General features: G+C 73.6%; 16 protein-coding genes. 10 read left to right on the forward strand and 6 right to left on the reverse strand.

Annotation, left to right across the window (positions count from 1 at the left end; genetic code table 11):
* Positions 1–120: 120 nt before the first annotated feature.
* The 5 genes from ACFWGN_RS10020 (at position 121) to ACFWGN_RS10040 (ending at position 6,030) form a co-directional block, all read left to right on the forward strand.
* Positions 121–627, forward strand: a complete 507-nt coding sequence (locus ACFWGN_RS10020) for a MarR family winged helix-turn-helix transcriptional regulator (protein ID WP_377616719.1) — start codon at positions 121–123, stop codon at positions 625–627.
* A complete protein-coding gene (locus ACFWGN_RS10025; protein ID WP_377616720.1) occupies positions 624–1,217 on the forward strand; it encodes a CE1759 family FMN reductase in 594 nt (197 codons plus the stop codon). The genes ACFWGN_RS10020 and ACFWGN_RS10025 overlap by 4 nt, the downstream gene beginning before the upstream one ends.
* A 198-nt stretch (positions 1,218–1,415) precedes the next feature.
* Positions 1,416–3,314: an alkaline phosphatase gene (locus ACFWGN_RS10030; RefSeq protein ID WP_377616721.1), complete on the forward strand. Its 1,899-nt coding sequence runs from the start codon at positions 1,416–1,418 to the stop codon at positions 3,312–3,314.
* Between the two features lie 227 nt (positions 3,315–3,541).
* Entirely contained in the window at positions 3,542–4,759 is a 1,218-nt protein-coding gene (locus ACFWGN_RS10035; RefSeq protein WP_377616722.1) for a WxL protein peptidoglycan domain-containing protein, read from the forward strand.
* Between the two features lie 23 nt (positions 4,760–4,782).
* Entirely contained in the window at positions 4,783–6,030 is a 1,248-nt protein-coding gene (locus ACFWGN_RS10040; protein WP_377616723.1) for a glycerate kinase, read from the forward strand.
* A gap of 69 nt (positions 6,031–6,099) precedes the next feature.
* Here the strand turns inward: ACFWGN_RS10040 and ACFWGN_RS10045 are convergent, their stop codons facing one another.
* From ACFWGN_RS10045 to ACFWGN_RS10070, 6 genes are all read right to left on the reverse strand, one after another.
* Positions 6,100–7,470: an AAA family ATPase gene (locus ACFWGN_RS10045; protein WP_377616724.1), complete on the reverse strand. Its 1,371-nt coding sequence runs from the start codon at positions 7,468–7,470 to the stop codon at positions 6,100–6,102.
* A 112-nt stretch (positions 7,471–7,582) separates the two neighbouring features.
* Positions 7,583–7,990: a RidA family protein gene (locus ACFWGN_RS10050; RefSeq protein WP_377616725.1), complete on the reverse strand. Its 408-nt coding sequence runs from the start codon at positions 7,988–7,990 to the stop codon at positions 7,583–7,585.
* Positions 7,991–8,048: 58 nt separating this feature from the next.
* Positions 8,049–9,452, reverse strand: a complete 1,404-nt coding sequence (locus tag ACFWGN_RS10055) for an alanine racemase (RefSeq protein ID WP_377616726.1) — start codon at positions 9,450–9,452, stop codon at positions 8,049–8,051.
* Positions 9,449–10,354 carry an IclR family transcriptional regulator gene (locus tag ACFWGN_RS10060; RefSeq protein ID WP_377616727.1) on the reverse strand — a complete coding sequence of 302 codons (906 nt, stop codon included), beginning with the start codon at positions 10,352–10,354 and terminating at the stop codon, positions 9,449–9,451. The genes ACFWGN_RS10055 and ACFWGN_RS10060 overlap by 4 nt, the downstream gene beginning before the upstream one ends.
* Complete coding sequence (locus ACFWGN_RS10065; protein WP_377616728.1) at positions 10,351–12,030, reverse strand: amidohydrolase family protein; 1,680 nt, start codon at positions 12,028–12,030, stop codon at positions 10,351–10,353. The genes ACFWGN_RS10060 and ACFWGN_RS10065 overlap by 4 nt, the downstream gene beginning before the upstream one ends.
* On the reverse strand, positions 12,027–13,829 hold the full coding sequence (locus tag ACFWGN_RS10070; protein WP_377616729.1) for a beta-N-acetylhexosaminidase: 1,803 nt from the start codon (positions 13,827–13,829) through the stop codon (positions 12,027–12,029). The genes ACFWGN_RS10065 and ACFWGN_RS10070 overlap by 4 nt, the downstream gene beginning before the upstream one ends.
* A gap of 118 nt (positions 13,830–13,947) precedes the next feature.
* Here ACFWGN_RS10070 and ACFWGN_RS10075 point away from each other — a divergent pair, with 118 nt between their 5' ends.
* From ACFWGN_RS10075 to ACFWGN_RS10095, 5 genes are all read left to right on the forward strand, one after another.
* Entirely contained in the window at positions 13,948–14,313 is a 366-nt protein-coding gene (locus tag ACFWGN_RS10075; protein ID WP_377616730.1) for an ACT domain-containing protein, read from the forward strand.
* Between the two features lie 81 nt (positions 14,314–14,394).
* Complete coding sequence (locus ACFWGN_RS10080) at positions 14,395–15,414, forward strand: LacI family DNA-binding transcriptional regulator (protein ID WP_377616731.1); 1,020 nt, start codon at positions 14,395–14,397, stop codon at positions 15,412–15,414.
* 357 nt (positions 15,415–15,771) lie between these two features.
* The gene (locus ACFWGN_RS10085; protein ID WP_377616732.1) at positions 15,772–17,475 is read left to right on the forward strand and encodes a glycoside hydrolase family 13 protein; all 1,704 of its coding nucleotides are present in this window, start codon (positions 15,772–15,774) and stop codon (positions 17,473–17,475) included.
* 83 nt (positions 17,476–17,558) lie between these two features.
* Positions 17,559–18,950 (forward strand): ABC transporter substrate-binding protein, encoded by a 1,392-nt coding sequence (locus ACFWGN_RS10090; RefSeq protein ID WP_191800232.1) that lies wholly within the window; start codon positions 17,559–17,561, stop codon positions 18,948–18,950.
* A gap of 317 nt (positions 18,951–19,267) precedes the next feature.
* Positions 19,268–20,224, forward strand: a complete 957-nt coding sequence (locus ACFWGN_RS10095) for a carbohydrate ABC transporter permease (RefSeq protein WP_377616733.1) — start codon at positions 19,268–19,270, stop codon at positions 20,222–20,224.
* Positions 20,225–20,331 lie beyond the last annotated feature (107 nt).

Consider the following 20,331-nt stretch of genomic DNA (forward strand, 5'->3'; position numbering starts at 1 on the left):
CACCTCCCGTCCCGCCGGTTGTACCGCTCGAGTTCATACGAACGCATCTACCCGGGTGACGTGCGCCGACGAGGCGGGCGGCGCCGTCGGGCCGGTGCACCCCGCAGGATCGAGAGACGCATGCCCAGCCCCACCACCGCCCTCCCCGCCGTCCACGACCGAGCCACCACGCGTGAGGCCGCCGAGACCTGGGAGTCGCTCTTCCGCACCCAGGTCGCCCTCATGCGCCGCTTCCAGGCCGACGACATCTGGGAGGAGCTCACGATGCGCGAGTACGACGTGCTCTTCACGCTCTCCACGTGCCCCCAGGGCGGGATCCGGCTCCGCGACCTCAACGAGTACGTCCTCATCAGCCAGCCCTCGCTGAGCCGCATGGCCGAGCGTCTCGAGCAGCGCGGCCTCGTGGAACGCGTCCCCGCGCCCGACGACGCACGCGGCACGATCGTCCGGCTCACCCCGGAGGGTGCGCGGCTCCAGAAGGAGATCGGGCGCAAGCACGTCCGGACCATCAGCGCCTACGTGGGCGGGGCCCTCGACACCGACGAGCTCGCGACCCTCAAGGGGCTGCTCGACAAGCTGCGTGGCGCGCAGGAGCACCTTCCGGCGCGCGACGGGAGCGAGGCGTGAGCGCGGAGACCGAGCCGTCGGGCACCGAGCGCAGGCCGCTGAGCGTCGTGGCCGTCGCGGGCGGCGTGAGCTTCCCCTCGACCACGCGTGCCCTGACGGACCTGCTGCTCGACAAGACCGTCGCCCGCCTCACTGCCGCGGGGGTCGCCGTCGACGCCCGGACCGTCGAGGTCCGCGAGCACGCGCAGGACGTCGCGACCGCGACGGTCGTGGGCATGCGCAGCGAGGAGCTCGAGCTCGCGCTCAAGACCGTCGAGCAGGCCGACCTGCTCGTCGTCGCCTCGCCCGTGTTCCGCGGCTCCTACTCCGGGATCTTCAAGTCCTTCTTCGACCTCGTCGACTCGCTCGCGATGGTCGACAAGCCCGTGCTGCTCGCGGCCACGGGCGGCACGGCGCGTCACACCCTCGTGATCGACCAGGCGCTACGGCCCCTGTTCTCCTTCATGGGCGACCTGATCGTGCCCACGGGCGTGTTCGCGTCCAAGGAGGACTGGACGATCGAGCTGTTCCCCATGCCGTGGCTCGACGAGCGCGCCGAGCGCGCGGTGGGCCAGCTCGTGCGGTTCGCGGACCTGCCTGCCCCTCGCTGAGCGCCTGACGGGCCCCGGTGCCTCCGTGGCCCGGGACCTCCGGCCGCCGGGACCTCCGGGGCCCGGCCGGACATTTACCCCATCTGTCCACGCACGGCCTCCCACCGTTCACCGTCGCGCCACCTCGACCCGCTTGGCTCTCAGGTGCCGGCCGGAACTCGACTCCGGACCGGACCAGACCTCGACAGGGAAGAGACCATGACTTCACGTGTACCGATGAAGTGGCTGCGGATCGCCGGGACCGGCGTCCTCGCTGCTGGTATCGCGATCTCCTCGACCACGCCGGCGCTCGCCGCGCCGTCCGCCGACCCCGGGGCGCCCGGACCGAAGAACATCATCCACCTCATCGGTGACGGGATGGGGTTCAACCAGGTCGACCTCGGCAGCCAGTTCGAGTACGGCCGCACGGCCTACCAGACCACCGTGAAGCCCGGCGGCGTCTCGACCCCCGTCCCCGGCCAGGCCGGTACGCAGGTGTACCAGGAGTTCCCTGTCGCCCTCGCGATGTCCACCTACCAGTTCGGCAACACGTACGACCCGGTCCAGAACTGGAGCAGCTTCGCGGCACCGCTCAAGAGCTCGACCGACTCCGCCGCCGCGGCCACGACCCTCGCGACCGGTGTCAAGACGCTCAACAACGTGATCGGCCAGGACGAGAACCACGAGGACCTCAAGACGGTCGCCGAGCGCGCACTCGAGCTGGGCAAGGCCACCGGTGTCGTCACGTCGGTGCCGTGGACCCACGCGACGCCCGCGTCCTACCTGGCGCACAACGAGCACCGCAACAACTACCACGACATCGCGGCCGACATGATGGACTCGGGCGCGAACGTGATCTTCGGCGCGGGCAACCCCTGGTACGACGACAACGGCGACAAGCTCGCGAAGCCCAGCTACAGCTACATCGGCGAGACCGAGTGGAACAAGCTGGTCGACGGTCAGTCGGCGTTCGACCTGGTCGAGTCCAAGGACGACTTCCTCGCGCTCGCCGAGGGCGACACGCCCACGCACGTGCTCGGCACCGCGCAGGTCGCCGGCACGCTCCAGGCGGACCGCACCGCACTGAAGTCCGGCGACGTGCCCTTCTCGGCCCCCCAGAACGACAACGTCCCCTCGCTCCCGCAGATGACGGACGCAGCGCTCAACGTGCTGTCCAACGCCTCGGACGAGGGCTTCTTCGTGATGATCGAGGGCGGCGCGATCGACTGGGCCTCGCACGACAACAACACCGCGGGTGCGGTCGAGGAGCAGGTCGACTTCAACCGGACCATCGAGACGGTCGTCGACTGGGTCGAGGAGAACTCGAGCTGGGACGAGACCCTCGTGGTCATCACGGCCGACCACGAGTGCGGCTACCTCTCCGGTCCCGCGGCGAACCCGGCCTGGACCCCGATCCAGGGCGCCCAGGGCGCGGCCCCGCAGGTCAGCTGGAACAGCGGCGGGCACACCAACCACCTCGTGCCCGTGTACGCCAAGGGCCCGGGCTCGGAGCTCCTCGCGGCCGCCGCGACCGGCACCGACCCGGTGCGTGGCGCCTACCTCGACAACGCCGACGTCGGCCGCGTCTCCAACGCCCTGTGGGCGGCGAACGACACCGACGGCATCCCGCTGCTCGCGACCGTCCCCGAGGCCGGTGAGGTCGAGGGCAAGCTCACGCTGTCCGTCGCGGACTTCGGTGCGGGCGTGGCGCTCACGGGCGGCGAGAACGTGGGCGACCGCCTGCGCTTCGCGGGCCGGCTCCCCGAGGTCTCGGTGACCGACTCGCGGGCGACCGCCACGGTCGGCACGGGCGGCTGGACCGTCTCCGGCCAGTCGGGCGACCTGTCCTCGGGCCCCCGCACGCTGCGGGCCCAGAACCTCGGCTGGACCCCCGGTCTGGTCTCGGCCAAGGACGGCGTGAGCGCGGGCTCGCCCGTGGCCTCGCTCCTGGGCGGCGGCAAGGGCCTCGCGGCCCCGGCGACGCTCGCGACCGCGACCTCGGACAGCCGCCTGGGCACCACGACGGTCTCGGCAGACCTGGCGCTCGAGGTCCCCGTGGACACCCGTGAGGGCGACTACGCGGGCACCCTGACGGTCTCGCTCTTCCCGGTCGACTGACCGTCCTCAGCCGACGGAGCCGTCGGGTCCTGCGTGCGCTCCGGCGCGCCGGGACCCGGCGGCCTCTTCCCGTTCCCCGGCCCGTCCGTGCCCGACGGCGTCACGCACCGTGCGTCGTCGGTTCCCCGCGGGCCACGCCCGTCCTCCTGCCCGACGGCGCCCCGTCCGTCCCGCTCGCGGGTCGCGGTGGGCGCGGGGCCACGACTCTTCCCGCTCGGAGCTCCTCGATGAACGTCACCTCTCGCCGCACCGCCCGTCCGCGTCGTGCCACGGCTCACCAGGCGGCACGTCAGCGCCTGACCCGGACCGCCGGCGTCGCAGCCCTCGTGGGCGCACTGCTGACGGGCGCTCTCGCGGTGCCGGCCGCGGCCCTGCTCGCCCCCGGTGCCCACGCAGCGGCCGGACCCGTCTCCGCGACCGGTGCGGCGCCGTCGGGCACCGTGCTTGCGGTCGCAGGCCGCGCAGCCGCCACGGCCTCCGACGAGCCCGCCACGCGCACGACCTGGGCCGTCGAGCCCGCGACCGCCGAGGGGCCCGACGGGCGCGTGTCCTACCGCCTGACGGTCGACCCCGGGGGCCAGGCCGTCGAGCACGTCACGGTGACCAACTTCAGCGACCACCCGGCGACGTTCGACGTGTACGCGAGCGACGGCGTCGTGACCGCGGACGGGCAGTTCGACCTGCTCGCGGCCGGCACCACCCCGACCGACGGCGGCTCGTGGATCACGCTCGGCGAGGGCGAGACCGCGGGCCCGACCCAGCGCGTCGAGATCGCGGCCGAGTCGTCGGCGACGATCCCGTTCACGGTCGTCGTGCCCGCCGACGCGACGCCCGGTGACCACCCGGCCGGCGTCGTGGCCGCGCCGGCCCGCGCCGAGGGCGACGGGTCGACCGTCACGTTCGATACCCGCGTGGGCGCGCGCCTGCACCTGCGCGTGGCCGGCGACCTCGCCCCGGCGCTCGCCCTCACCGACGTCCGTGCGACGTACGAGCCGAGCTGGAACCCGTTCGCGCCCGGCTCGGTGCGCGTCGAGTACACGGTCGCGAACGAGGGCAACGTGCGCCTCGGTGCCGACACGCAGGCCGGGGTCGCAGGCCTGTTCGGCTGGAACGCGCGCGAGGTCGTGGCCCCCGCCCAGCGTGAGGTCCTGCCGGGTCAGGAGGCGGGCGGGAGCGTGGTGCTCGACGGCGTCTGGCCCCTCGGCAAGGTCTCGGGCGACCTGACGACGACGCCGCTCGTCGTCGGTGACGACGTGGTCGACGTGGCGCTCTCTCCCACCATGACCTCCTACGGGGCGTGGGCGCTGCCGTGGGTCCAGCTCGGGTCGCTGCTCGTGCTGGTGGGCCTGGTGCTCGGGGTCCTCCGGGCACGGCGGCGCCGTGAGGCGCGCACGCAGGCGCGGATCGAGGCCGCGGTCGCGGCCCGGGCCGCCCAGCGGACCTGAGGACGCGTGGCTACGATCGGGACGTGCCTTCGACGACGAACACCGACGCCTCCCGGCCCCTCGACCCACCCGGCGCGGCGCGGCCGCTGCGGGTCGTGATCGCACCCGACTCGTTCAAGGGCTCCGCGACCGCGGAGGCCGTCGCGCGGCACGTCGCGGACGGTGTCCTGGCCGCCGCGCCCGACGCCGTCCTCACCCTGCTGCCCATGGCCGACGGTGGAGAGGGCACGCTCGACGCGCTCCTCGCGGTCTGGGGCGTGCCGGCACGAGAGGTCGTCACGGTCGACGCGATCGGTCGGCCGCACACGGCCCGCTACGGGGTCTCGGCCGACGGCCGGGTCGGCGTCGTCGAGCTCGCGGCAGCGAGCGGCCTGCCCGACGTGAGCGACGTCGCCCTCCAGCCCTTGCACGCGCACACGCGCGGCACGGGCGCGGTCGCCGCGGCGGTCCTGGACGCAGGCGTCGAGGAGGTCGTCGTGTGCCTCGGCGGGTCGGCGTCGACCGACGGCGGAGCGGGCCTCCTCACGGGGCTCGGGGCGCGGCTGCTCGCGCACGAGCCGGCGACCATCCCGTCCTCGACCGACGGGGAGCTCGCGGGCAGGCTCGTGCCCGACGGCGGCGAGGGGCTCGCACGCGTCGTGGGCCTCGACCTCGACGGGCTGCACCCGCGTGCCCGCGAGGTGCGCTGGCGTGTGGCGGTCGACGTCACGAACCCGCTCGTGGGCGAGCGCGGAGCCGCGGCGGTGTTCGGTCCGCAGAAGGGCGCGAGCGGGTCGGACGTCAGGTTCCTCGACGCTGCGCTCGTGCGATGGGCCGACCTGCTGGAGCGCGAGACGGGGATCCGTACCCACGAGCTCTCGGGGGCGGGCGCCGCGGGCGGGGTGCCCGCCGCGCTCGTCGCGGTCCTGGGCGCCGAGCTCGAGCACGGGGCGACGCTGGTCGCGCAGAGCATCGGGCTGCCCGCGGCGGTGGCCGACGCGGACCTGGTGCTCACGGGCGAGGGGTCGTTCGACTCGCAGTCGATCAACGGCAAGGTCGCCGACGCGATCGGCACGCTCGCCGCGGCGGCCCCCGGGCGACCTCCGGTCGTGGTGCTCGCGGGGCAGGTCCTGCTGCCCGCTCAGCGGGCCCGGGCCGCCGGGATCACGGCTGCGTTCTCGATCGCCCCCGGGCCGATCGACCTCGACGACCTCCTGGGGCGTACGGGGAGCAGGTTGACCGAGCTCGCGGCGTCGGTCACGAGCCTGTACCTGGGGTCTGCGCGTCGCTGACCCCCGGGACCCGCTCGAGTGCATGGTTCGGCTGCGACACGCCCGGCGAGTCGCTGCGGAACCATGCACTCAGCGCTTCGGCCAGTGCCACAGCGGCTCGTCGAGCGGACCCTCGCGGCCTGCGACGGTCGTCTCGCCGAGCTCCTTGACGAGCTCGACGTGGGCGAGCCCGGGCAGCCCGGGCGCCCCGTGCGCCGCAGGGAGGCCGCGCGGACCGGTGCGACCGGTGCGACCGGTGCGACCGGTGCGGCCGGTCCGCCCGGCCGAACGGTCGCTCGGTGCCGACGGTGCTGACGGTGCCCATGCTCGTGAGCCGTCCGCCGCCTCCTCCATGGCCCGCACGAGTGCGCCCGAATGGGTCACGACCACGACCTGCGTGCGCTGCGCGGCCCTTGCGATCAACGATCCGAGAGCGGGCAGCAGCTCGGGGTGCAGGCTGGTCTCGGGCTCGTTGAGCACGAGCAGCTCGGGTGGCCGGGGCGTGAGGAGCGCAGCGACCCACAGCAGGTACCGCAGCGTGCCGTCCGACAGCTCGGCGCTGCCGAGGGGACGCAGCAGGCCGTGCTGGCGCAGCTCGAGCGAGAACCGGCCGTCGTCCGTCACGCGGACCCGCACGGTGGACCCGGGGAACGCGTCCTCGACCGCGGCGTCCAGCTCGTCGGCCAGCCCCAGCTCACGGATCGTCTCGAGCGCCGCGGCGAGGTCGGCGCCGTCGTGCGCCAGGACGGGGGTCCGGGTGCCGACGTGCGCGCCGCGCGCCGGTGCCAGGGCGTCGGTGCGGAACTGGTCGTAGAAGCGCCAGGACCGCAGACGCTCGCGCACGACCAGGAGCTCGGGGGCTCCTACGGGGTCCACGACCTCCGAGAGCATGCTGTCGAACGACCGCAGGCGTCGCCCGGAGACCTGCCACGAGCCGTCCTCGTCGCGCAGCCGGACCGACGGGCCGTGGCGGTCGGCGACCAGCGTCGCGGGGCGCAGCACGGGACCCGACCACACGACCTCGGTCTTGATCTCCGGGTCCAGGCCGAACGACGCCCCGCCGTCCTGCGGCAGCCCCCCCAGGTCGATCGCGTACCCGTACGCGCCCGTGAGGGGCGCACCCGCCGGTGCGGCGCCGTCGGGCAGGAGGTCCGGGCCGCTCGCGAAGCCCAGGCGCAGCGCGACCGGGCCGCTGCGGACCGTGCCCTGCACGGGGTGGACGCCCGCGCGCACGGCACGGCCGATCACCTCCGGCCCGGCCCACAGCGTCGAGGGCAGGCCGCCCTCGCGGGCCAGGGCCCCGACCGCGCCGCCCAGCGCGCACTCGGCGAGCAGGCGCAGCGAGCGGTACAGGCTCGACTTGCCCGCCCCGTTGGCACCCGTCACGACCGTGAGCCGGCCGAGGGGCAGGACGAGGTGGCGCAGCGAGCGGTAGCCCTCGATGGCGAGCGTCTCGATCATCCGGCCAGGCTAGGCGCGCCCACCCACGGCACGCGTTCCGTCGAGTGCATGGTTCGGCTGCGACACGCCCGGCGAGTCGCAGCCGAACCACGCACTCGACGGTGGGGGAGCGTCAGTCCGTGATCGCGAACGCGTCGATCTCGACCAGCATCTCCTCGCGGGGCAGCCCCGTGAAGACCGTGGTGCGGGCCGGCAGCACGCCGCCCGGGCAGTTGGCCTCGACGAACGCGCCGTACGCGTCGTTCATGACGGAGAAGTCCTCACGCTTGGTGAGGTACACGCGGAGCATCATGACGTCGTCGAACGTGGCGCCCGCGCCCTCGACGATGGCCTTGACGTTCTCCAGGGTCCGCGTGGTCTGCGCCGCGACGTCGCCGGGGAACAGGTACTCGCTCGTCGCGGGGTCGACCGGGCCCTGGCCCGAGACCTGGACGAACGGGCCCTTGCGCACGCCCTGGTGGAACGTGTGGGCCGGTGCCGGCGCGTGCGGGGTGCTGATCGGGGACTTGGTGGTGCTCATCGTGCCTCTTTCTCTCGGGAACTTGCGGGTGGTGCTGGTCGGTCCGGGACGTGCAGGGTCAGAACTCGGTGCCGACCAGGTCGACCACCTGGTCGTCGTCGCTCACGACGGCCGCCACGCGCCACGTGGAGAACAGCGTGCACGGGTGCGAGATCCCGAACCCGACGACGTCGCCGGGCCGGATCTGCGTCGTGACCGGGGCGCTGCCCGCGGGTGCGGGGTCGACCGTGAGGTACAGGTGCTGGTCGTTGAGGCCCGTGACGCGCGCGCCCGCGAGGTCGTGCGCAGGGCGCAGACCTCCGTTCTCATCGAGCGTGCGCAGCCACAGCGCGGTGGGCAGGTCGATGTCGTAGGACACGTCGCGCCGCCCCACGCCGCACAGCACCAGGCCCGGCTCGGGGACCGAGAGCACCTGGCCCCACACGACCGCGGCCGCGTGCATGGGCTCGCCGCCCGGGATGCGGTCCCACGGGTCCATGCGGGCGCAGAACCCGTGGTCGTGCGTGAGGTAGGCCCCCGAGCGCACGACGACGCGCACGTCGCGGGTGGTCTCGGTGCCGCCGCCGGTGCCCACGACCGTGAGCGGCCCGGGCAGCTCGGCGAGCACGACGTCGAGGAACGAGCTGCCGCCCGCGGTCACGACCACGGGCTCGTCGTCGGGGACCAGGCCCTCGCGCACGAACGCCGCCGCGACGTCGCGCAGGCCGCGGCAGTACGCCGCGACCTTGGCCAGGTCCTCGGGCGAGGTGCCGCCCGCGGCCGACCCCTCGTACCCGGCGACCCCGGGCAGTCGCAGGCCCGCGGCCCGCACGGCCCGCGCGAGGCCCAGCGCGTCGGCCGTGCTCCGCACGCCCGTCCGGCCGCCCGGGACACCGATCTCGACGAGCACGCCGAGGCCCGCGACCACGTCGTCCGACGCGCCCGCGAAGCCGCGCGAGAGCAGACCGACGCCCTCGATCGAGTCGACGTACACCCACACCTCGAACGGGGTGCCGCCGGGGGCGACCGAGGCCTCGAGCTCGCGGCGCAGCCACGCGATCTCGCGCGGGTCCACGAGCTCGTTCGCGAGGAACACGCGCTCGACGCCCCACGTGCGCACCACGCGGAGCTGCGCGGGGTTCGCGACGGTCGCGCCCCACGCCCCGGCGCGCGCCTGGCGGGCGTAGAGCCCGCGCGACATCGCGGTCTTGACGTGCGGCGCGTGCTCGACGCCGTGCTCGGCGCACAGCCGCGCCATGAGGGCCACGTTGTGGTCGAGGGCCGCGTCGTCGAGCGTCAGCAGCGGCCAGGAGAAGGCGTCGTCGGTGATGCGGGGGGAGTCCGCGAGGACGTCCGCGACGGTCCGCTCGGCGTCGAGCCGCAGGCCCTTGGTCGTGGGCCCGACGACGACGCTCGGGTCCGCAGGGACGGTCGCGCGGGTGGACGGCTGGGTGGGGCGGTCGGCCTGGGTGGGGTCGGTCATGCGTTCCTCCCGGTGGGTTCGTAGCCGCAGCGCACGGAGCCCATCCCGGCGGAGACCGCACGGGCGGCCTGCACGACGAGCGGGCCCAGCTCGCGCACCCGGGCGGGTGGCATGTGCGAGGCGAGCGCGGAGACGGAGAGCGCGCCGATCGCGGTCTCCGTGTGGTCGACGACGGCGGCCGCGACGCAGCGCACCTCGGTCTCGTTCTCACGGTCGTCGATCGCGTAGCCGCGCTGGGCGACCGTGCGGAGCTCGGCACGCAGCGCGTCGGGATCCGTCAGCGTCCGCGCGGTCACGGCCGACAGCGGGTGCTCGAGCACGGACTCGAGCAGGTCGACGTCGCTCGCGGCGAGGATCGCCTTGCCGACGCCCGTGCAGTACAGCGGCATGCGGTGCCCGATCCGCGAGGCCATGCGCACGACCGCGGTGTTCTCCTGCTTGTCGATGTAGACGACGTCGAGGCCGTCGCGCACCACGAGGTGGCACGTGGCCCCCGAGGCCCGCATGAGGTCCGCGAGGTGGGGCTCCGCGACCGTGCGCAGGTCGAGCCCCTCGAGGTAGGCCTGGCCGAGCCGCAGCGTCCCGGCACCCAGCACGAACCGTCCGGTCGGGGTGCGCCGGACCAGGTGGACCTCGACGAGCGGCGCCAGCAGGCGCGAGACCGTGCTCTTGTGCGTGCCCAGCACGTCCGCGAGCTCGACGAGGCTCAACCCGCGGGCCGCGTCGTGACGCAGGGCGTCGAGGATCGTCAGGGCGCGGCGGAGCGACTGGGACGAGTTCCGGGCGGAGTCGGCGGTGCCCTGCGCTGCGGGGGACGCCGGCCGGCTCACCGGGGCCGCTCGACCAGCCTGCTCGGCGCTCGCGGCTCCCTGCGCAGCGGCGGCCCGCGCGGTCGCCGTCATGCGCGAGCCGCCGCGGCGGTCGGGCGCAGCGCGCGCCCCGGGGTCGCGCCGGTGGGCTGCCCGCCCGCGAGCACGGGCACGCCCGCGACGAGCACGTCGTCGATCCCTGTCGCGGGGCGGCGCGGGTCCTCGTACGTCGCGACGTCCTGCACGGTCTCGGGGTCGAGCAGCACGACGTCGGCGCGTGCGCCGGGGCGCAGGACCCCGCGGTCGGCGAACCCGAAGCGCTCGGCGGCCGCTGCGGACAGGTGCCGCTCGGCGTCGTGCCACGTCCAGTCGCCGAGCGTGCGCACGTGCTCGGCGAGGAAGCGCGCGAACGCTCCCCAGCCGCGCGGGTGGGGGCGACCGCCCTGGTAGATCGCGTCCGACCCTCCCATCTGCGCCGGGTGCCGGAGCAGCGCCCGGACCGACTCGGGGGAGTTGGTCGGCGGCTGGGCGAACACGCAGCCCGCGCACAGGTGGGTCGAGACCAGGATTCGCAGCGTCGTCTCGACGGGGTCGAGGCCCAGCCGGTCGGCGACGTCGAGCAGCGCCATGCCCTCGCTCCACTGCAGCTCGCCGGGCACGGCGGCCATGGTCACGCGCTCCCAGAGGTCCGCGAGGCCGGGGAAGTGCTCGGCTCGGAGGCGCGCGACGACGTCGGGGTCCTGGAGCATCGCGACCGTGGCGTCCGGGTCCGCGATGGGCAACCACGTGGGCAGCGAGACCATCGAGAGGATCGAGCAGCCGCGCAGGTACGGGTAGGAGTCGAACGTGACGTCGAGCCCGCCCGCGTGCGCGTCCTCGACGTAGCCGACGAGCTCGTCCGCGGGCCCGTGGTAGTGCGAGACGTGGGTCGCGACGCCCGACGCCCGGGCGACCCGGACGAGCTCGGCCATCGCGGTCCCGGCCTTGTCCTCGTAGCCGCGCATGTGGCTCACGTGCGGCAGGTCGCGCTCGGCGAGGACGCGGGTCAGCGCGACCAGCTCGTCGTCGGTCGCGTTCGAGGCCGGCGCGTACTCGAGCCCGGTGGACATGCCGCACGCGCCGTCGTCGAGGGCCTCGCGCAGCAGGGCGACCATGCGGCCCGTCTCCTCGGGGGTCGTGGCCCGGGCCGCGCCGCCCAGGACCGCGTAGCGCAGCGTGCCGTGCGGGACGAGGTAGGCGACGTTGAGGGGAGTGGTGCCCTCGTACGTCGCGAGCAGGTCGGCGACCGAGCCGCCACGGAACGTGGGGTGCTCGCCGTTGATCGCGCTGAAGTACCCCGTGGCCCAGGTGTGCGCGTCGGGGGTCCCGTCCGCGACGGGCTGCCGCGCGGAGGGGGCGTAGGAGACGCCGTCCTGCCCCACGACGATGCTCGTGACACCCTGGCGCAGCATCGCGAGCTGCACGTCCGGGTCCAGGACTGCGGCCTCGCCGTGCACGTGGGCGTCGACGAAGCCGGGGAACGCGATGCGGCCCGCGGCCTCGATCACGAGCGCCCCCGCGGGGACGGGCACGCTGCCCGCCGGGACGACGTCGTCGATCACGTCTCCGGCGACCAGCAGGTCGACCGGTGCGGTCAGCCCGCCCGGGGCCGTGAGCCGCGCCCCGCGGACGACGAGCGTCACGCCGGTGCCGGGCTCGCCCTCGCCGGGCTCGCCCTCGCCGGGCTCACCCTTGCCCTGAGTGCCCGCCGACGCCTGTGCCGCGCTCATGCCTGCCCCTCCGAGCTCGCGTCGCGTCCCTCGACCCAGCCGCCCACGCCGGCCCAGCCGCCCGCAGCCATCTCCTGGTCGAGGTGGCGCAGGAACCCGTGCACGCCGGGGCGCTGCTGCCAGGGCTTCGGCCCGTCGAGCGGACGGTACTCGACCCCCGCCGCGTCGAGGCGCGGCAGGTGGTCGTGCTCGAGCCGCGCGAGGAACTCGGCCGAGGCAGGAGCGCCCGGGGTGCGCTCCGCCGTCGGGCTCCAGACGACCTCCGCGAACGCCGCGAGGCGCGGGAACGCCGCGTAGTCCACGCGGCGCGGCGAGTCGAGGTGCTCCGACCACACCTCGGCCTGGGCGCCCAGCAGGCGTCCGGGCGCCGCGTCGAGGCCCGGGTGCTGCGCCAGGACCTCGGCCGGGAACGGGTCGAACGCGTAGACGTCCTCGACCGTGCGGAGGAAGCCGACGGGGACGGGCTCGTCCTCGCCGTCGCCTGCGCGATGGTCGAGGTAGACGACCTGCTCGGGGGCCATGACGACGTCGTTGCCCGCCTCGAGCGCGTGGGCTCCCACCGTGAAACCGCGCCACGCGGTCACGACGACGTCACGCGGGAGCTGCTCGCCGAAGCCCTCGTCCCACACGACCGCCCGGCGTCCCCTGGCCGTGACGTGCTCGCTCAGGCGGGCCAGGAACCAGCCCGCGAGGTCCGCGACGTCCGCGAGGCCGCGCTGCTCGGCGAGGGCCACGATCGCGGGGTTCTCGCGCCACAGCGTCGTGGGGACCTCGTCGCCGCCGATCGCGATCCAGGGGGAGTCGAAGACGTCGCAGACCTCGTCCAGCACGTTCGTGAAGAACTCGAGCGCCTCGTCAGACGGGTCGAGCACCTCGGTGCTCACGCCCCACGTGGTGCGCACCGTGTGCGGGGTCTTGCGGGTCCCGAGGAACGGGTAGGCCGCGACGGCCGCCTCGACGTGCCCGGGAGCGTCGATCTCCGGCACGACGACGACGCCCCGCTCACGCGCGTAGGCGACGATCTCGCGCAGGTCGTCCTGGGTGTAGAAGCCGCCGTGCGGGCGCCCGTCGAAGACCCCCGTGCGCCACGTCCCGACGTTCGACTCGGTGCGCCAGCCGCCGACCTCCGTGAGGAGCGGGTAGCGGTGGACCTGCATGCGCCAGCCCTGGTCGTCCGTGAGGTGGAGCTGGACCACGTTGAGCTTGTGCGCGGCCGCGAGGTCGATGAACCGCAGCACCTCGCGCTGGGGCAGGAAGTGCCGCGCGACGTCGAGCAGGACCCCGCGCCAGCCGAAGCGCGGACGGTCCTCGATCGTGAGGGCGGGCAGACGGACGGCGCTCGCCGGGTCCTCGGGGGCCGCGTCGGTCGGAGCCGTCCGGTAGGCCTGCGGGCCCGCGAGCTGGCGCAGGGTCTGGACGCCCGCGTGGGCACCGGCCACGTCGGCAGCCGTGAGCAGCACGGCCTGCGGGGTGATCTCGAGGCGGTAGCCGCCCGCGGGGCGCGACGCGTCGAGGGCGAGGGTCACGCCCGGGCGGGCTGCGTCGTCGGGCGTCCCGGTGGCGGGATACGGACCGTCGGACGCCGAGGTGGCCGGGACGGCGGAGGTGCCGGGAGCGACGAGGAACGGCAGGTCCACGCCGAACGCGGCCTCGGTGGTTCGGCGCCACCAGCGCGCGGCCGCCGCGAGGGCCGGGTCCGTGCGGACGGGCGTGCCGTCGGTCAGCGGAAAGGTGCCGGTGGCGGGCTGAAGGCTCACGGGCGCGGGCAGGAGCCCGGGCGAGAGGGTGGGGGCGCTCACCCGTCGAGCCTAACCACGGCGAGGCGCTCGCGGTGTGCCGCGCACACGGGTTGTTGTGCACTGCACGACGACCGCCGTGACGATCTGCGTGTCGGTGGCGCGCCCTAGGCTCGCGGGCATGCCCGCCCAGAAGCTGCGCCTCCTCGACACGTTCTTCACGCTCGCGCACGAGCCCCACGCCGCGTTCCCCGACGACGACGAGTGGGTCGCGCTCGTGCGTGCGCCCGAGGGACTGACGGTCCTGCGCGAGGCCTCGCCCTTCGGTGGCGGCGGCGACCGCTGGGCAGGGTTCTACGGCGACCCCCACGGGCTGGGCAAGCCCGGCATGCTCGCGGCGATCGTCGGGCCGCTCGCCGAGGCGAGCATCTCGGTGTTCGTCGCCTCGACGTTCCACGCGGACCTCGTGCTGGTCCCCGAGGACTCGGTCCAGGCCGCCGCCGACGTGCTGACCGACGCGGGGCACACCGTGACGCGGGGTCGCTGACCGCACCGAGAGGATCCGCAGGGTCGCTCACGGTTGCGCAAGTGAACGCAAGCGGCTTGCGCGCTGCGTATAGTCAGCAGCATGTCCAGACGACTTGCCGAGGTGGCCAAGAAGGTCGGCGTCAGCGAGGCCACGGTCAGCCGCGTGCTCAACGGCAAGCCGGGTGTCTCCCAGGCGACGCGCGACTCCGTCCTCACGGCCCTCGACGTGCTCGGGTACGAGCGCCCCACCAAGCTGCGCGGTGAGAGAGGCCGGCTCGTCGGCCTCGTCCTCCCCGAGCTCGCGAACCCCATCTTCCCCGCGTTCGCCGAGGTCATCGGTGGTGCGCTGGCCCAGCAGGGGTTCACGCCGGTGCTCTGCACGCGCACCGCGGGCGGCATCACCGAGTCCGAGTACATCGACCTGCTGCTCGGCCAGCAGGTCTCGGGCGTGCTCTTCGCAGGCGGCTTCTACGCGCAGCGAGAGGCCGACCACGAGCCGTACCGGCGCCTGGCCGAGCGCAACCTGCCCGTGGTCCTCATGAACGCCTCGATCGAGTCGCTCGACTTCCCGCGGGTCTCGTGCGACGACGTCGTCGCCATGAACCAGGCGCTCGGGCACGTCCTGTCCCTGGGGCACCGCCGGATCGGGTTCCTGCTCGGCCCCGCCGACCACATCCCGTCCGAGCGCAAGCTCGCGGCGGCGCACGCGCTCGCCGCGCGCCACGGTGTGACCATCGACCCGGCGCTCGTCCAGCACAGCCAGTACTCGCTCGAGAGCGGCCAGGCCGCCTCGGTGCGGCTCCTCGAAGCAGGGGCCACCGCGATCGTGTGCGCGAGCGACCCGCTCGCGCTCGGCGCGATCCGGGCCGTGCGCCGGGCGGGCAAGGAGGTCCCGACCGACGTGTCGGTCGTCGGCTACGACGACTCGTCGCTCATGAACTCGACCGATCCCGCGCTCACGACCGTCCGCCAGCCCATCGAGCCCATGGGGCGCGCGGCCGTCGACCTGCTTGCGAGCATGATCGCGGGGGCCGACGTGTCGCGCGACGAGCTGCTGTTCGAGCCCGAGCTCGTGGTGCGTGCCTCGACCGCGCCGCTGAACACGAGCGGTACCCGCTAGGCGAGCGGTACCGCGGCACCGAGAGGGCGCCGCCCTGGGGGAACCCGGGGCGGCGCCCTTCGTCGTGCCCCGCGCTGCTCGTGGGTGCGGAGTTCTTGCGGGACACGCCCGGCGAGTCGCACGAGAACTCCGCACTCAGCAGCGCGCCGTTCAGGAGTCGCCCTACCTACCGCACAAGGTCGCGTTTCGATAACGCTATTGTCGAGTTCTTGCGCGTAACCTGTCGACTGATTACGTTGATGCCCAAGACGACGGATCCACGGATCAGGAGTCCAGCGGCACGCCCACCCGGGACGCCGCGCTCGACGCAGAGCACCCGTTCATCGCTGAACGGGACGGACGGAAGACGAGGACACGGTGCGCGAGGACGACTCGACCCGAACGACGGCCGACCCCACCTGGTGGCGGGACGCAGTCATCTACCAGGTGTACGTGCGCAGCTTCGCGGACGGCGACGGCGACGGCACGGGAGACCTGGCCGGCGTGCGACAGCACCTGCCGTACCTGCGGGACCTGGGCGTCGACGCGATCTGGTTCACCCCCTGGTACCTGTCCCCGCTCGCCGACGGCGGCTACGACGTCGCGGACTACCGCGAGATCGACCCGCAGTTCGGCACCCTCACCGAGGCCGAACAGCTCATCGCCGAGGCCCGCGACCTGGGCATCCGCACGATCGTCGACGTCGTGCCCAACCACGTCTCGGCCGCGCACCGCTGGTTCCAGGCCGCGCTCGACGCAGGCCCCGGATCGCCCGAGCGCGAGCGCTTCTGGTTCCACCCCGGCAAGGGCCCGGGCGGCGACGAGATGCCCACGCACTGGGTCTCCGACTTCCAGGGCACCACCTGGACCCGCACCACGAACCCCGACGGGACGCCCGGCGAGTGGTACCTGCACCTGTTCACGCCCGAGCAGCCGGACCTCAACTGGAACCACCCCGACGTCCGGCGCGAGCACGAGGACATCCTGCGCTTCTGGTTCGACCGCGGTGCCGCCGGCATCCGCATCGACTCCGCCGCCCTGCTCGTCAAGGACGCGACGCTCCCCGAGGTCCCGGCCCACCCCGGCCCGGGCGAGCACCCCCACGTCGACCGCGACGAGATCCACGACATCTACCGCGGCTGGCGTGCCGTCGCCGAGTCCTACGACGAGCCGCGCGTCCTGGTGGGCGAGGTCTGGCTCGCCGACCGTGCCCGGTTCGCGCAGTACCTGCGCCCCGACGAGATGCACACCGCGTTCAACTTCGACTTCATGGCCCGTCCCTGGGACGCCAAGTCGTTGCGCGAGTCCGTCCAGACGACGCTCGACGCGCACGCCCCCGTCGGCGCCCCCGCCACGTGGGTCCTGTCCAACCACGACGTGACCCGCCCCGTGACGCGCTACGGCCGCGAGGACAGCGCGTTCGCCTTCCCCGCCAAGCGCTTCGGCACGCCGACAGACCTGGCCGCGGGGCGCCGTCGGGCCCGGGCCGCCGCCCTGCTCTCCGCCGCCCTGCCCGGCTCGCTGTACGTCTACCAGGGCGACGAGCTCGGCCTGCCCGAGGTCGAGGACCTCCCGCTCGACGTCATCAACGACCCCATGCACTTCCGGTCCGGGGGAGTGGACCCCGGCCGCGACGGCTGCCGCGTCCCCCTGCCGTGGACGCGCGGCGGGAGCAGCCACGGGTTCGGGCCCGACGGCGGCGCTCACCCCTGGCTGCCCCAGCCGGCCGGGTGGGGCGACCTGTCCGTCGAGGCACAGGCCGACGACGACACGTCGATGCTCAGCCTCTACCGCCGCGTCCTCGCGCTCCGTCACGGCGACCCCGCGTTCCGCGGCGACTTCGCCTGGGCGGACGTCCTGCCCGGCGAGGCGACGAGCGACCAGGTGCTCGCGTTCACGCGCGACGACGTGCTGTGCCTCGTCAACCTCGGCCCCGCCGTCCCGCTGCCCGCAGGGTACGACGTGCTCCTGGCGAGCGCCGACCTCGAGCAGGGCGCCGCCGGCGCAGAGCTGCCCACCGACACGGCCGCGTGGCTCCGGCGCACCCCGCCCGGCCACACGACCGGCACCACCCCGACCTGACCAGCCCACCCACCCGCACCCACCACCGCAACCGCGCTGGGCAGCACCGCCCAGCACACCCGCCCGCACAAGGAGCAGAGACAATGAAGTCCACACGCCGCGCGATCGCCCTCACCCTCGTGGGGGCCCTCACCGCCACCGCCCTCGCCGCCTGCTCGAGCTCCGGCTCGGGCGAGGGCGACGGAGAGTCCGCCGACGGGAAGACCACCCTCAAGGTCGTCTCCCTGCTGCCCGGCTCCGAGCCCGAGGCCATCGACGCCTTCAACGAGCAGGTCAAGCAGTTCGAGGACGCCAACCCCGACATCGACGTCGTGCCCGAGGAGTACGAGTGGAAGGCGACCACGTTCGCCGCCCAGCTCGCCGGCGGCACCCTGCCCGACGTGTTCGAGATCCCGTTCACCGACGCCAAGACCCTCGTCGAGAACAAGCAGATCGCCGACCTCGACACCCAGTTCCGCACCCTGCCGTACGCCGACAAGTTCAACCCCGCGATCATCGAGGCAGGGACCGGCCCCGACGGCCACGTCTACGCGATCCCCGCCAAGAACGTCTACGGCGTCGGCCTGCACTACAACCGGGCCCTGTTCGAGTCCGCAGGCCTCGACCCCGACTCCCCGCCCACCACCTGGGACCAGGTCCGCGAGTACGCCAAGAAGATCGCCGACGCCAACCCCGGCGTCGCCGGCTACGCCCAGATGACCCAGAACAACACGGGCGGCTGGCAGCTCACCGTCAACACCTACTCGCGCGGCGGACGCGTCCAGGAGGTCGGCGACGACGGCAAGGCCACCGAGTCGCTCGACAACGACGGCACCAAGGAAGCCCTCGAGTTCCTCCAAGCCCTGCGCTGGGAGGACAACTCCATGGGCAGCAACTTCCTGCTCGACTGGGGCACCATGAACGAGGCCTTCGCCGCAGGCCAGGTCGGCATGTACACGTCGGGCTCCGACGTCTACACCTCGATGGTCCAGTCCAACGGGCTCGACCCCGCGACCTACGGCCTCACCGCCCTCCCGCTCGACGGCGACGACGCCGGCGTCCTCACGGGCGGCACGCTCGCCGCGATGCCCGCCAAGGCCACCGACGACAAGAAGGCCGCCGCCGTCAAGTGGATCGACTTCTTCTACCTCAACAAGCTCGTCGACCAGGACGCCGCCGTCAAGGACGCCCAGACGCTCGTCGCGAGCGACCAGCCCGTCGGCACCCCCGTGCTCCCCATGTTCAGCAAGGAGCAGTACCTGGAGAACCAGGAATGGATCAAGGACTACATCAACGTCCCGCTGAACCAGATGACCGGGTACACCGACACCATGTTCGACCTGCCCCTCGTCGGTGAGCCGTCGCAGAAGACGCAGGAGATCTACGCGCTCATCGACCCCGTCGTCCAGGCCGTGCTGACCGACCAGAACGCTGACATCGACAAGCTGCTGGCGGACGCGAACAAGCAGGCACAGGCTCTGCTCGACCAGGGGTGACGTGCTGGGTGAGGTGACGCGGGGGACGGGGCCGGGCCTTCCATCCGGCCTCGTTCCTCGGCCTCCCGCCAGACCCGCCACGGCCCGGCCCCGTCCCCCGCATCCCCTCCCGGCCGGCAACCCTGTCTCGCCCGGGCTCACCCGGAGCTCGTGAGAGCGGGCGGCCCGGGCACGTCTGCCGCATCCCCTCCCGGGGCTCGCCCGGAGCTCGTGAGAGCGGGTGGCCCGGATCCTGGCACTCATGCTCCCGGTCGGTCGTGGGCGCCCCTGCGACCGACCGGGAATCCTCCTCTTCTCCCTGACCCGAAGGACCCCTCGTGACCGCGACCAGTGCACCACCGCGCAGACGCCACGAAGCGCCTGCCGACAAGCCCGCCCGACGACGGTCGCCCGCGACCTGGGTGCGCGGCGGCGGGCTCAGCAACCTGATCTTCCTGCTGCCCGTGATCGTGATCTTCGGGGTCTTCTCGTGGTTCTCCATCGTGCGCGCGCTCATCATGAGCGTGCAGGAGACCAACCTCGTCGACACCCAGTTCGTGGGGCTCGACAACTTCCGGTACGTCCTGGCCGACCCGTTGCTGTGGACCGCGGTCAAGAACACGGCCTACTTCGCGTTCCTCGCGCTCCTGTTCGGCTACCCGATCCCGCTCGTGGCCGCGGTGCTCATGAGCGAGGTGCGGCGGTACAAGGGGTTGTACTCGGCGCTGGCCTACCTGCCGGTCGTGGTCCCGCCCGTCGTGGCGGTCCTGCTGTGGAAGTTCTTCTACGACGGCAGCCCCAACGGCGTGTTCAACACGATCCTCGGCTGGGTGGGCCTGGGGCCGTACCCGTGGCTCCAGGACGCGTCGACCGCGATGCCCTCTCTCGTCCTCGCGGCCACGTGGGCCGGCGCGGGCGGCACGATCATCATCTACCTCGCGGCCCTCACGAGCGTCCCGCCCGAGCTCTACGACGCGGCCGAGGTCGACGGCGCGGGCGTGTGGCGCAAGGTGTGGCACGTGACCATGCCCCAGCTGCGCGGCGTCCTGTTCATCACCCTGATCCTGCAGATCATCGGGACCGCGCAGGTGTTCCTCGAGCCGTACCTGTTCACGGGCGGCGGCCCCGCGAACTCGACCATCACGATCCTGCTGCTCATCTACAACTACGCGTTCGCGAACAGCCTGGGCGGCAACTACGGCGCCGCGACCGCGCTGTCGCTCATGCTCGCGCTCGCACTCGCGGCCTTCTCCGCCCTGTACTTCCGCCTGACCCGGTCCTGGAGCACCTCATGACGACCTCGCGCACAGACCGTCCTGCCGCCTCGGGCGGCACGTCCCCCGCGGGGCGCGGGGCCACGCCCGGTGACCTGCCCGACGGCGCGGCGCGCCCCGGCACGTAC

The organism is Oerskovia sp. NPDC060338 (assembly GCF_042726295.1).
Lineage (GTDB): Bacteria > Actinomycetota > Actinomycetes > Actinomycetales > Cellulomonadaceae > Oerskovia > Oerskovia merdavium.

Bases quoted from the DNA above. Each gene is read 5' to 3' on its own strand.
- ACFWGN_RS10020 (WP_377616719.1), top strand. From the start codon at position 121: ATGCCCAGCCCCACCACCGCCCTCCCCGCCGTCCACGACCGAGCCACC.
- ACFWGN_RS10030 (WP_377616721.1), top strand. From the start codon at position 1,416: ATGACTTCACGTGTACCGATGAAGTGGCTGCGGATCGCCGGGACCGGC.
- ACFWGN_RS10035 (WP_377616722.1), top strand. From the start codon at position 3,542: ATGAACGTCACCTCTCGCCGCACCGCCCGTCCGCGTCGTGCCACGGCT.
- ACFWGN_RS10045 (WP_377616724.1), bottom strand. From the start codon at position 7,470: ATGATCGAGACGCTCGCCATCGAGGGCTACCGCTCGCTGCGCCACCTC.
- ACFWGN_RS10050 (WP_377616725.1), bottom strand. From the start codon at position 7,990: ATGAGCACCACCAAGTCCCCGATCAGCACCCCGCACGCGCCGGCACCG.
- ACFWGN_RS10055 (WP_377616726.1), bottom strand. From the start codon at position 9,452: ATGACCGACCCCACCCAGGCCGACCGCCCCACCCAGCCGTCCACCCGC.
- ACFWGN_RS10060 (WP_377616727.1), bottom strand. From the start codon at position 10,354: ATGACGGCGACCGCGCGGGCCGCCGCTGCGCAGGGAGCCGCGAGCGCC.
- ACFWGN_RS10065 (WP_377616728.1), bottom strand. From the start codon at position 12,030: ATGAGCGCGGCACAGGCGTCGGCGGGCACTCAGGGCAAGGGTGAGCCC.
- ACFWGN_RS10075 (WP_377616730.1), top strand. From the start codon at position 13,948: ATGCCCGCCCAGAAGCTGCGCCTCCTCGACACGTTCTTCACGCTCGCG.
- ACFWGN_RS10080 (WP_377616731.1), top strand. From the start codon at position 14,395: ATGTCCAGACGACTTGCCGAGGTGGCCAAGAAGGTCGGCGTCAGCGAG.
- ACFWGN_RS10090 (WP_191800232.1), top strand. From the start codon at position 17,559: ATGAAGTCCACACGCCGCGCGATCGCCCTCACCCTCGTGGGGGCCCTC.